The following is an 11,521-nucleotide window of genomic DNA, read 5'->3' on the forward strand; positions in this document are numbered from 1 at the left end:
CCCTATCTGTCGCGGGCGTAGGAAATTTGAGAGGGGCTGTCCTTAGTACGAGAGGACCGGGATGGACGCACCGCTGGTGTACCAGTTGTTCCGCCAGGAGCATCGCTGGGTAGCCAAGTGCGGGAGGGATAAGCGCTGAAAGCATCTAAGCGCGAAGCCCGCCTCAAGATGAGATTTCCCAATAAGTAAGACCCCTTGGAGAACACGAGGTTGATAGGCTCGGGGTGTAAGCACAGTAATGTGTGTAGCTGACGAGTACTAATCGGTCGAGGGCTTATCCTACGGTTTGCATGCATGCAGACCAACGGTTAAGCTACACAGGCAAGAGAATTTCTAGCGCAAATTCGTTTCGCATCCGGTTTTCAGGGCGCAAGCTCTGTAAAACATAAGCTCTCATAGCTCAGTAGGTAGAGTGCATCCATGGTAAGGATGAGGTCACCGGTTCGATCCCGGTTGAGAGCTCCAGCTTTATGGCCCGTTGGTCAAGCGGTTAAGACACCTCCCTTTCACGGAGGTAACGGGGGTTCGATTCCCCCACGGGTCACCATACATACGGAGGCTTAGCTCAGCCGGGAGAGCATCTGCCTTACAAGCAGAGGGTCGGGGGTTCGATCCCCTCAGCCTCCACCATCCATTATCTTATCCGTTGGGGATTAGCCAAGCGGTAAGGCAACGGACTTTGACTCCGTCACTCCTAGGTTCGAATCCTAGATCCCCAGCCATTTGGTTTTATTACAGCCGGCTAGACACTGGCCATCTGCGCGTATGGCGGAATTGGCAGACGCACCAGACTTAGGATCTGGCGGGCAACCGTGGGGGTTCAAGTCCCTCTACGCGCACCAACTTTATACTTTAATGATCGAAAACCTTTGACGTTCATTCAAAGGTTTTTTTGCATTTAGCAGAGTTTATCGTTGCTCGCATTAAAGGTAAACCGACTTTATGATTAATGATGAAAACCGCCGCAAGACTAAGTCTCAGCGGCGATTGGTCATAAAGCCGTAGGATTATCGCTCGAAAATCAAACTTCCGAAATATTGGCTGCGATGAAAGTCAGGCTTAACTTCCGGTATGTCGGACCATGAGGCATAATGCGGTCTGGGCGTAAGATCTCCGCATTTGTAGAAATTGCCCTTCATCGCCATCCGATCTGACGGGGTGAAGCTGGGGAACCAATCCGCAAGAACCGCAAATGGAATACGGAAGGATAACTGCCAGTAAACATGACCATGCTCGTCAAGAAGTCCGCGCTCTGCCTGAATGCCATAATGCGAAGGCTGATGACCAGGCGTTTGATCTCTGTTTTCTCTGTTGACGCCGAGGCCAAGCAGCAACGATCCATTCGAGTTGAATTCGAAGTTCAAATAACGCGGATCCTGGTCCGGCGCAGGCTGAAGGAAAAATTCGACGCAGCTATCCTGGTATACGGTGGGGTTAAATCCATCGTTATGTATGGCTACGGGATCGGATTCATACGTGCGGAAACGCGCGTATAGGGCCTCGTCCGTATAGTAAAGGCGTACCTGGACCTCCGGTCTGTAAGGCTCTTCGGCCGTTTCCCATAAAAAATGAGCGATATGCAACGGGGGAATCGCATCCCATTGCGCGTCGCCAAGCTCTTCGGCATGATATTGAACCCGATGACTCTCTGCCATTTTCAACGCCTCGCTTCCAAAAAATTGGCTCTATGCTCCATAGTGTACTCCGACCTGAAGGCCCGCACAATGACAATTCAATGCCATCGGGGACATTCTAGGTCGCCCACGACGGTCCGCACCCTGTATAATAGACGGCATGCAGATTTATGGATTCGAATTACGAGGTGAGACATGAACCGTTCTAACGATACGCCAAAGCAAGAGCGTCATTACGGAGATATGATCAAACGCTATTTGCTGCCTGAATGGCGAGCTCTCGTCTGGTTGGGCGTACTGCTGCTGTCTTCGATCGCGCTGCAGCTCGTCAATCCGCAAATCATCCGATACTTTATCGACACGGCGCAAGGACAAGGCAGTTTGACGCCGCTCTACTATGCAGGCGCATTGTTCATCGGGTTTTCCTTGCTTCAGCAAGGCGTGTCCGTCGTGGCGTCTTACTTCAGCGAAAATCTCGGCTGGAAGACGACCAACAAGCTGCGCGTCGACCTGGCGGCGCATTGCTTGTCGCTCGACATGTCTTTTCACAAGAAGCATACCTCGGGCTCGCTCATCGAACGGGTGGATGGCGACGTCAACGCGCTCGCTCAGTTTTTCTCCAGCTTTATGATCAATCTCGCGGGCAACGGACTGTTGACGCTCGGCATCCTCGTCCTGCTGTTCCGGGAAAACCTCTGGATCGGCATCGTGATGGCTGTTTTCGTCTTCGGCAGCATCTGGGCGATCCAGCGCATCCGGGCGTTCGCCGTCCCTGTCTGGACGCGGTGGCGGCAAGCCAACGCCGAATATTACGGCTTCATCGGCGAACAGCTTGAGGGGACCGAAGACACGCGAGCCAACGGAGCCGTCGGCTTCGCGATGAACCGCTTCTACGACATGACCCGCAGGATGCTTCCGATGCGCGTGCGGGCGTTTCTGGGCTACTTCCTCATGTGGAGCACGACGATCCTGGTGTTCGCGCTAGGCAACGCCGCGGCCTTCGTCGTTTGCGCGATTCTCTGGAAGCGAGGCGAACTCACGATAGGCTCGGCGTATCTCGTATTCTACTATACGGAGCTGCTCGCGAAGCCAATCGAGAAGATTCGGACCCAACTCGAGGATCTGCAGAAGGCCGACGCCAGCCTAGTCCGGATCGGCGAACTGCTCGCGACGCGCTCGGCCGTTCAGGACGGACCGGGAGCGTCGCTCCCGAGCGGTCCTGCCTCGGTCGAACTGCGCGGCGTTACGTTCGCCTATGAAGAAGAAGGAGAACCTACTTTGCATGACGTGAATCTGAGGCTCGAGAGCGGCCGCACGCTTGGCTTGCTGGGCCGAACGGGCAGCGGCAAGACGACGATCGCGCGCCTACTGCTCCGTTTCTACGATCCGCAGCAGGGCGCCGTCGTGCTCTCCGGTACGGACTTGCGCGAGTTCAAGCTTGGCGAACTGCGCGGCTACGTCGCGATGGTGACGCAAAACATCGAGATTTTGGCGGGCACGATCAGAGACAATCTCACGTTGTTGGACGCGCGTATTCCCGATAGCCGCATTATGGCTGTGCTGTCCGAGCTCGGACTGGACGGATGGTTCGCGGGCATGCCGGACGGGCTGGATACTTATTTGTCTTCGGGCGGGGCGGGCTTGTCTGCAGGCGAAGGACAGCTGCTTGCTTTTGCGCGCGTATTCCTTACCGATCCAAAACTAGTCATATTGGACGAAGCTTCGTCGCGGCTGGACCCGCTGACGGAGAGCCGAATCGAAGCGGCAGTAGACCGGCTGCTGCAGGATCGAACCTGCATTATCATCGCGCATCGGCTAGCGACGATTCAGCGGGCCGACGATATCGCGATCCTTGAGCAGGGGCGGGTCGTCGAGTACGGCAGGCGCGCTTCGCTCGCCGCAGACTCCGACTCCCGCTTCAGCCTGATGCTGGCCGTCGGCATGGAGGAGGTGCTCGTATGAAAACAAGCGGATTTTTCTGGCGGATGCTCGGATACCGGCCCGGCTTGTACCTGCTTAATCTGCTGGCATGGACGCTCATCCACATGGCGCCGCTGCTGCCGGGTCTGCTGACCAAAGCCTTTTTCGATCATCTGGAAGGCACGCATCCGTTTCCCTTCGGCGCCGGCGCGATCGCCGCGCTTCTCGTGGCCGCGGCATTGGCGCGCATCGCGCTGATTTACTGCGGGTTTTTGACGGACGTCGCGTTCCGGTACCGGATCTCCAGCCTGCTTAGGCGCAACTTGTTGGCTCACGTCCTGCGTGCGCCCGGCGCCCGCGCGCTCCCCGGCTCTCCCGGCGAAGCGATCAGCAACTTCAGGGACGACGTCGAACAGGCCGAAGAAGCGACGAGCTGGTCGGTGGATACGCTCGGTCTCGTCGGCTTCGTGGTCGCGGCCAGCTGGATTCTGCTCTCGATCGACGCGCAATTGACCGCGCTCGTGTTCGTGCCCCTCATTCTCGTCGTCACCGCCGCCCAGATCGCCACGACGCGCATCCGCAAGTACCGTGCGGCAAGCCGGGAGTCGACCGCCCAGGTGACGGGAGCGATCAGCGAGATGTTCGGCAGCGTGCTGGCCATACAGGTCGCAGGCGCGGAGAAACGGGTTGTCGACCGATTCGCGAAGCTGGGCGAGAGCAGGCGGCAGTCGATGATCAAAGACAAGCTGCTGACCGAGACGCTGTCGTCGGTGTTCAACAACTCCGTGAACCTTGGCACAGGCATCATCCTCTTGCTGGCGGGTATCAAGATGAGGGGCGGCGAATTCACGATCGGCGACTTTTCGCTGTTCGTCTACTATTTGACCTTCGTGACGCAGCTCATCTCCAATGTCGGCAACTTCATGACCTACTACAAGCAGATGGACGTCAGCTTCGGGCGGCTCAAGGAGATGCTGCGCGGCGCGTCGCCGGCGCTGCTCGTGCGGAAGGCATATATCGGTCTCGGTAAAAAGGAAGGACGTGGAAGCGCGCAACATGAGCAGGATAGGAAAGGTGGCGTAGCGCAGCATGAGGAGGAAGAGGCGCTCGCGCCGGTCGTTCGGGCGGAGCCGCTGCGCGAGCTTGCCGCTGCCGGCTTGACCTACCGGTATCCAGAGACGGGAAGAGGCATCGAGGACATCGATCTGACGCTGCCCCGCGGCTCGTTTACGGTAATCACCGGCATGGTCGGCTCGGGCAAGACGACGCTCCTGCGTACCTTGCTGGGGCTGCTGCCTGCAGAGCGCGGCGCGATCCGATGGAACGGCGAGCCCGTCGCGCAGCCCGCCGACTTCTTCGTGCCCCCGCAGAGCGCGTATACGGCCCAGATCCCCAGGTTGTACAGCGCCTCCTTGCGGGACAACATCCTGCTCGGCGCGTCCTCCACGCCGGAGGAGCTCGCCGACGCGTTGCACGCCGCCGTACTGGAGGAGGACATCGCGGGGCTGAGGGACGGCTTGGATACGATGGTGGGACCGAGGGGCGTGAAGCTGTCCGGCGGGCAGGCACAGCGTACGGCGGCGGCGCGCATGCTCGCGCGGGACGCGCAGCTGTACGTCTTCGACGACTTGTCCTCCGCGCTCGACGTGGACACCGAGAGGCGGCTATGGGAGCGCCTGTTCAAGGCAAAGGGCAGCGCGACCTGCCTCGTCGTCTCCCATCGCAAAGCGGCGTTGGCGCGAGCCGACCGAATCGTGCTGCTAAGCGACGGGCGAATCGAGGCGCAGGGCACGGCGACGGAACTGCTCGCGTCGAGCGAGAGCTTCCGCAAGCTTTGGCAAGGAGAGAGCGCGGAGGAAATCGGGGAAAAGTAGAATAAAGCGAGGAGGCAGCAAGGCATGGAGAACAAAGAGCGTTTTACCGATCGCGTGGAAACGTACGTGAAGTACAGGCCGAGTTATCCGGCGGCCGCCATCGATTATTTATACGGGGAGGCCGGTCTCCGTCGCGATTCCCAAGTAACCGATATCGGCGCGGGTACCGGGATCTTCTCCCGGCTGCTGCTGGAGCGGGGGACGCCGGTCACGGCCGTCGAGCCCAACCGGGCGATGCGCGAGGAAGCGGAGCGGTCGCTGGAGGGATATCCGGGCTTCAAAGCAGTGAACGGCGCGGCCGAGCAAACGGGGCTGCCGGATGCTTCGGCGGACTTTATCGTTTCCGCTCAAGCGTTCCACTGGTTCGACCAGGCGGCGGCGAAGCGGGAGTTCCACCGGCTGCTGCGGCCAGCCGGGAAGGCGGCGCTCATCTGGAATACGCGGCTTACGAGCGGTACGCCGTTCTTGGAAGCTTACGAGGCGCTGCTGCTTCGTCTAGGCACCGATTATGCCACGGTGAATCATCGCAATATTACGCCGGAGCAGCTCGCGGCCTTTTTCGAGCCGGGCACGAAGGGAGAGGCTCGGTTTCCCAACCGCCAGCTGTTCGACTTCGACGGCCTGAGCGGGCGGCTGCGCTCTTCCTCGTATACCCCCGTACCGGGTCACCCGAACTATGAGCCGATGATGCGCGACCTGCGCGACATCTTCGATCTTTATCAGCAGGATGGATACGTATCCTTTGATTATGAGACGGAGATTTACTGGGGCGAGGTATAGGGACGTAAAATTTAATATAAATCATTGAAAACCGATCGACATTATTATAATATTATTCCAAGTACAGAAGGACGGCATGGCAGCGGAATTCATTTTCTCCAGCCGTGCCCGTCGACGCCGTCTTTGCGGCTGTCTCCCTCAGGTAATCGAGACCTTTGGCTAGTTCTGCGTTAGCGGGATTGCTGCGGTCTTTTTTTGTTATCCGTCATCATCGGTGGACACCTTGCAATTATAATCCCTATTATTCGCATTTAATAAAAGGGTATTGTGAACGAGACCCGGCATGTCGATGAGGAACAGACTGCGTCATCCCGGCTAAGCGATCAAGCAGAACCAGCCGGTCTGCGCATAGGAGGCGTAGGAGACCAGAATCGGGGATCGGTCATCCGGAGAGCAAGCACTAAGAGACAGATCAAAAAACAAATGGAGCGTGGGAATCCCATGAGCAAAAAGTCGTTGAGCTTATTCGTACTTATTCTCGTATTCGCCGTCATCGCGTCCGCTTGCGGAAAAAACGGCAACAACAACGCCGGAGCCTCGGCTTCCTCGGCGGCGCCTTCGTCCCAAGCGGCATCTCCAAGCGCATCGCCCGAACCGTCGCCGAGCGCATCCTCCGGAGCCTCGCCAAGCGCCTCCCCAGCCTCCGCATCGCCTGAAGGCGAGATCGCCAAAGCGGACGAGCTCAGCAAGGTGACGCAGGTGCTAGATTGGTTCGCGCAACCGACGCACGGCGGCTTCTATGCGGCGAAGCAAAAAGGGCTGTATCAGGAAGCGAACCTCGACGTATCGATCGAACCGGGCGGGCCGCAAGTGTCGGCCGTGCAGATCGTAGCATCCGGCAAGGCAGACTTCGGGCTGGCAGGCGCGGACACGCTGCTGCAGGCTCGCGAGCAGGGGATTCCGGTCGTGGCGCTCGGCGCCGTACTGCAGATCAGCCCCTCCGCGCTCTTTTATCACAAGGAAGATACGAGCATCAAGGACTTCGGCGACCTGAACGGTCACAAGGTATCCGCCGTTCTGGCCGCGACCTACTGGCAATACCTGAAGTCGACCTACAAGCTGGACAAGGTCCAGGAGCTCCAGTTCAACGGCCAATACGCGAACTTCATCAACGATAAGACGGCCGTCACGCAAGGCTATGTCACCAACACGCTGGCGGATCTGACGGCGCAGGGCGTCGAGACGAATTATTTGCTCGTGGCGGATTCGGGCTATCGGCCTTATTACACGGTCATCTTCGCGACCGAGAAGTACGTGCAGGAGCATCCGGACATCGTCCGGGCCTACGTCGGGGCGACCGCAAGGGGCTGGGCTTACTATAAGGACAACGCGCCCGAGATCAATGCGGAGCTGGTCAAGCTGAACCAAGGCGCGAAGGTGGAGAGCTTCAATGCAGAGGCGGAGGCGCAGAAGCCTTATATATTCGGCCATGACGCCGAACAGAACGGCGTGCTGTACTTCACGAAGGAACGTTGGGAAGAGCTCTCCAAGCAGCTGCACGATATCGGCATTTTGAAGAAAAACGAGGACGTGGCGAAGGCGTTCACCATCGAATATCTGCCCAAGGCGTGATGTGGCGCGGAGCGTAAAGTCGCATTTACGAAGCGGGCGGGAGGGAACGGGATGGCCGGAAAAAGAATCATTTTGAACGCGATCGAGAAGGCTTGTCCGACCGATACGCCGGGTCTGTGGGCTCACCCCGAGGATCAGGGAGCGCGTTATACGGATCTGGCCTACTGGACCGGGCTTGCGCGTCTGCTGGAGGACGGGGGCTTCGACGCCGTGTTTCTGCCGGACGTGCTGGGGCAATACGACGTCTATGGCAACAGTCGCGACACGGCGCTCAAGCAGGCGATCCAGTCGCCGATCAACGATCCGGCGTACCTGCTGCCCGCGATGGCGGCCGTAACGAAGCATCTGTCGTTTGCGGTGACCGCCTCGACGTCATACGAACATCCCTACGCGCTGGCACGCAAGATGACGACGCTCGATCATCTGACCGACGGTCGCGTCGGCTGGAACATCGTCACTTCCTTTCTGACGAGCGCCGCGCGCAACTTCGGATTGGAGGGACAGCTTAGCGCGGAGGAGCGATACGCGCGCGGCGAGGAGTATCTGGAGGTCGTCTACAAGCTGTGGGAGCAAAGCTGGACGGAGGGGGCTGTCGTACGCGACCCCGCTAGAGGCGTGTACGCCGATCCGGCAGGCGTACGCGATATCGGGCATATAGGCGAGCATTACCGCGTGCCAGGCATTCATCTGGGCGAGCCTTCTCCGCAGCGGACGCCGGTGCTGTTTCAGGCAGGCGCTTCATCCAGCGGGAGAGACTTTGCCGCGAGGCATGCGGAATGCGTCTTCCTGAACACGCCGACGCTCGAAGCGACTCGCGCGATCGTGGACGACATTCGGCGACGGGCGGCGAGCTTTGGCCGGTGCAGCGAGGATATCCTGTTTTTCCCGAAGCTCACCGTCATCACGGCGCCTACCGACGCGGAAGCCGAGGCCAAGCATGCGGATTACTTGCGTTACTCGAGCACGGAGGGGCTGCTGGCGCTGCTCGGCGGCTGGTCCGGCATCGATTTTGCCGTCTACGGTCCGGAGCGGTTGCTGCAGTTCGCGCAGCGGGGAGGCAACCGCTCGATCGTCGAGTACATCAACGAGCGTCCGGAGCACCGGTGGACGACCGAGGAGCTGGCGAATCTGTACGCGTTCGGCACGAGCTCCCTCCACGTGGGCTCTCCGGCAGTCATCGCCGACGCAATGGAGCGGTTCATGGCGGAGACCGGCGTTGACGGATTCAATATTTCGTATCTGATCCGTCCGGGCTCGATCCGCGACTTCGTGGAGCTCGTCGTGCCGGAGCTTCGCAAGCGAGGTCTGGTCGGGGACTATGCGCCGGGCACGTTCAGGCAGAAGCTTTTCGGCCGCGGGGACCGGCTCCCGGAAGCGCATCCCAGGAGAAACGCAAAGATACCTTCCGGAAGCCAATAAGGGGGACACCTGAATGACCTATCGGATCCATATCGCGCTTAACGTATCGGACGTCGCGGCTTCCGCCGAGTTCTACGCCCGCTTGCTCGGCTCGCCGCCGGACAAGCGGAGCGAGGGCTTCGCGAAGTTCGAGCCGGCGGGAATCGCCCTTAATCTGGCGCTCATTCAGCGCGGCGAGACCGCTCGGCCGGCGTCCGGCCACGGCGATATCAATCATCTCGGCCTGCAGCAGCGGAGCGCGGAGGAGGTGCGCGCCGAAGCCGCGCGGCTTCGGGAGGCCGGTCTTGCGCCGGTGCCCGATGTCAGCCTGTCCGGCGAGGAGCGGGTGCTGCTCTACGACCCGGACGGCAACGAGTGGGAAATTTTTTATGCGACGGCGCTTCGGGCGCCGCAAGCTCCGGATGCGCCAACATCGCAGGAAGAGCGGGACAGGCCTCGGGGAGCGGGAGAAACGGAGCCGGACGGATCGCGGCGGGCGGGGAGGGATTAAAATGGCCGGGACAGTCTTGCGTGAAGCGCTCGTCGGTCGGGCATCATCGGGCGATCGATCGCCGCAGGAGAACGCGGCTTCGCAGGAAGCTCCGCTCGTCGTCCTGCGGGACGTCGTCAAAACCTACGCCAACGGCACGGTTGCCGTGAGCGACGTGAACCTGTCGATCCGCGAAGGAGACTTTTTATCCTTCGTCGGGCCTTCCGGCTGCGGAAAGTCCACGCTGTTTCGCATCATTGCCGGACTAGGGCGCCAGAGCGAAGGGACCGTCGACGTGTTCGGCGGAGATCCCGAGCGCTCTCGCAAGCAGGGAGGCGTGTCCTATGTGTTTCAGGACGCGACGCTCATGCCGTGGGCCAACGTGCTCGACAATGTCACGCTGCCGCTCAAGCTGGCGGGCGAGAGCCGGCGGGACCGGATCGCCCGGGCCGAAGAGGCGCTGGCGCTGGTCGGCTTGGCGGATTACCGGAAGGCGCTGCCCCGGCAACTGTCCGGCGGCATGCGGATGCGCGTCTCGATCGCCAGATCGCTCATCTCCAAGCCGCGGCTGCTGCTGATGGACGAGCCGTTCGGGGCGCTCGACGAGATGACGCGGCAGACGCTGCAGGACGAGCTGCTCAAGATCCGGGAGCGGGACCCGCGCCTGACGGTGCTTTTCGTCACGCACAATGTGTTCGAAGCGGTGTACTTGTCCTCTCGCGTCGCGGTGATGTCCGTGCGGCCCGGTCGCATAACAGAGGAGATCGCGATCGACGTTCCTTACCCGCGAGGCGAGGATTTCCGTACGACCCCGGTATTTTCAGAGCTGGTCAGGCGCGTTGGGAGAGGTCTCGCGCACTGATCGGCTATTGCAGACAAGGGAGGGATGAACATGACCGACCGTTCCGCGGCAGCGGCCGCAGGCGAGCATGGGGAACGGAGCGACGGCCGAACGCGCGAGGCGCGAGGCCCGGCCGGCCGTCGCGGCGATTCGGCTCGCAAGCACGAGGCGGGCGCCGGCTTCTTCGTCCGGTTGACAAGTCGATGGGGCGCCGGCGCGCTGCCGCCGCTCGGGGCGCTGGTCGTCGTGATCGCGTTGTGGCAGTTCGGCCTCAAGCTGCTCGGCACGCCTTCATATTTATTTCCGAAGCCGACGGACGTCGTCCGCGCCGCATCGGACAATTTTCCGTTACTGCTGCAATCCGTCTGGACGACGGCTTACGAGTCGCTCCTTGGCTTTTTGCTCAGCATCGTCTTCGGCGTCGCGCTGGCGATCGTGCTGGCGACTTCACGTATGATCGAGAAAAGCGTCTATCCCTACGCCATCGTACTGCAGACGATCCCGATCGTCGCGATCGCGCCGATCATCGTGATCTGGTTCGGCGCAGGGCTGAACGCGGTCGTCGTCATCGCTTTTCTGATCGGCTTTTTCCCGATGCTGTCGAACACGCTGATCGGCCTTCATTCGACCGACCAGAACCTGCGCAATCTATTCTATCTATACAATGCAGGCAAGTGGCAGACGATGTGGCGGCTGCGTATTCCTGCAGCGCTCCCATACATGGCCGGAGGGCTTAAAATCTCGGCGAGCCTGTCCGTCGTCGGCTCGATCGTCGGCGAATACGTCGCCGGAATCGGCGGCGGCAAGGGCGGTTTGGGCTTCGCGATCACCCAGGCCGCCATTCGAGTCCAGACGGATTATTTGTTCGCCTGCGGCCTGTCGGCATCGCTGCTCGGCATCGCTTTTTTCCTGGCGGTCCAAGGGCTCTCCAGATGGATGCTGAGCTCCTGGCACGAATCGGCCATGCGAATTGAGAACTAACACGATAAACGGAAATGGGGCCAGATCGAAC

At 60.2% G+C, this 11,521-nt stretch carries 9 protein-coding genes, 5 tRNA genes and 1 rRNA gene; 14 read left to right on the top strand and 1 reads right to left on the bottom strand.

Annotation, left to right across the window (positions count from 1 at the left end; genetic code table 11):
• The 6 genes from BM235_RS07210 to BM235_RS07235 form a co-directional block, all read left to right on the top strand.
• Window positions 1-282, top strand: a 23S ribosomal RNA gene (locus BM235_RS07210); the annotation flags it as partial.
• A gap of 107 nt (window positions 283-389) precedes the next feature.
• Window positions 390-465, top strand: a tRNA-Thr gene (locus BM235_RS07215).
• 7 nt (window positions 466-472) lie between these two features.
• A tRNA-Glu gene (locus BM235_RS07220) sits at window positions 473-547 on the top strand.
• Window positions 548-554: 7 nt separating this feature from the next.
• Window positions 555-630 (top strand) — tRNA-Val (locus BM235_RS07225).
• A gap of 17 nt (window positions 631-647) precedes the next feature.
• A tRNA-Gln gene (locus BM235_RS07230) sits at window positions 648-722 on the top strand.
• Between the two features lie 37 nt (window positions 723-759).
• Window positions 760-842: transfer RNA gene (locus BM235_RS07235), tRNA-Leu, on the top strand.
• Between the two features lie 165 nt (window positions 843-1,007).
• On the opposite strand, the gene BM235_RS07240 is transcribed toward BM235_RS07235, so the two are convergent.
• Window positions 1,008-1,655: a carbohydrate-binding family 9-like protein gene (locus tag BM235_RS07240; RefSeq protein ID WP_090111124.1), complete on the bottom strand. Its 648-nt coding sequence runs from the start codon at window positions 1,653-1,655 to the stop codon at window positions 1,008-1,010.
• Window positions 1,656-1,829: 174 nt separating this feature from the next.
• On the opposite strand from BM235_RS07240, the gene BM235_RS07245 reads away from it, so the two are divergent.
• The 8 genes from BM235_RS07245 to BM235_RS07280 all read left to right on the top strand — a co-directional run bounded on the left by BM235_RS07245 (window position 1,830) and on the right by BM235_RS07280 (window position 11,490).
• Window positions 1,830-3,596, top strand: coding sequence for an ABC transporter ATP-binding protein (locus BM235_RS07245; RefSeq protein WP_255374136.1), 1,767 nt, complete (start codon window positions 1,830-1,832; stop codon window positions 3,594-3,596).
• On the top strand, window positions 3,593-5,428 hold the full coding sequence (locus BM235_RS07250; protein ID WP_090111136.1) for an ABC transporter ATP-binding protein: 1,836 nt from the start codon (window positions 3,593-3,595) through the stop codon (window positions 5,426-5,428). The genes BM235_RS07245 and BM235_RS07250 overlap by 4 nt, the downstream gene beginning before the upstream one ends.
• A gap of 24 nt (window positions 5,429-5,452) precedes the next feature.
• Window positions 5,453-6,208, top strand: coding sequence for a class I SAM-dependent methyltransferase (locus BM235_RS07255; protein WP_090111138.1), 756 nt, complete (start codon window positions 5,453-5,455; stop codon window positions 6,206-6,208).
• 441 nt (window positions 6,209-6,649) lie between these two features.
• Entirely contained in the window at window positions 6,650-7,780 is a 1,131-nt protein-coding gene (locus BM235_RS07260; protein ID WP_158543684.1) for an ABC transporter substrate-binding protein, read from the top strand.
• Between the two features lie 51 nt (window positions 7,781-7,831).
• Window positions 7,832-9,199 carry an LLM class flavin-dependent oxidoreductase gene (locus BM235_RS07265; protein WP_090111142.1) on the top strand — a complete coding sequence of 456 codons (1,368 nt, stop codon included), beginning with the start codon at window positions 7,832-7,834 and terminating at the stop codon, window positions 9,197-9,199.
• Window positions 9,200-9,212: 13 nt separating this feature from the next.
• A complete protein-coding gene (locus BM235_RS07270) occupies window positions 9,213-9,689 on the top strand; it encodes a VOC family protein (RefSeq protein WP_090111145.1) in 477 nt (158 codons plus the stop codon).
• A 1-nt stretch (window position 9,690) separates the two neighbouring features.
• Entirely contained in the window at window positions 9,691-10,530 is an 840-nt protein-coding gene (locus tag BM235_RS07275) for an ABC transporter ATP-binding protein (protein ID WP_090111147.1), read from the top strand.
• A gap of 30 nt (window positions 10,531-10,560) precedes the next feature.
• Window positions 10,561-11,490, top strand: coding sequence for an ABC transporter permease (locus BM235_RS07280; RefSeq protein WP_090111150.1), 930 nt, complete (start codon window positions 10,561-10,563; stop codon window positions 11,488-11,490).
• Window positions 11,491-11,521 lie beyond the last annotated feature (31 nt).

The organism is Cohnella sp. OV330 (assembly GCF_900112065.1).
Classification (GTDB): domain Bacteria; phylum Bacillota; class Bacilli; order Paenibacillales; family Paenibacillaceae; genus Cohnella.

Bases quoted from the DNA above. Each gene is read 5' to 3' on its own strand.
- BM235_RS07240 (WP_090111124.1), bottom strand. From the start codon at position 1,655: ATGGCAGAGAGTCATCGGGTTCAATATCATGCCGAAGAGCTTGGCGAC.
- BM235_RS07245 (WP_255374136.1), top strand. From the start codon at position 1,830: ATGAACCGTTCTAACGATACGCCAAAGCAAGAGCGTCATTACGGAGAT.
- BM235_RS07250 (WP_090111136.1), top strand. From the start codon at position 3,593: ATGAAAACAAGCGGATTTTTCTGGCGGATGCTCGGATACCGGCCCGGC.
- BM235_RS07255 (WP_090111138.1), top strand. From the start codon at position 5,453: ATGGAGAACAAAGAGCGTTTTACCGATCGCGTGGAAACGTACGTGAAG.
- BM235_RS07260 (WP_158543684.1), top strand. From the start codon at position 6,650: ATGAGCAAAAAGTCGTTGAGCTTATTCGTACTTATTCTCGTATTCGCC.
- BM235_RS07265 (WP_090111142.1), top strand. From the start codon at position 7,832: ATGGCCGGAAAAAGAATCATTTTGAACGCGATCGAGAAGGCTTGTCCG.
- BM235_RS07270 (WP_090111145.1), top strand. From the start codon at position 9,213: ATGACCTATCGGATCCATATCGCGCTTAACGTATCGGACGTCGCGGCT.
- BM235_RS07275 (WP_090111147.1), top strand. From the start codon at position 9,691: ATGGCCGGGACAGTCTTGCGTGAAGCGCTCGTCGGTCGGGCATCATCG.
- BM235_RS07280 (WP_090111150.1), top strand. From the start codon at position 10,561: ATGACCGACCGTTCCGCGGCAGCGGCCGCAGGCGAGCATGGGGAACGG.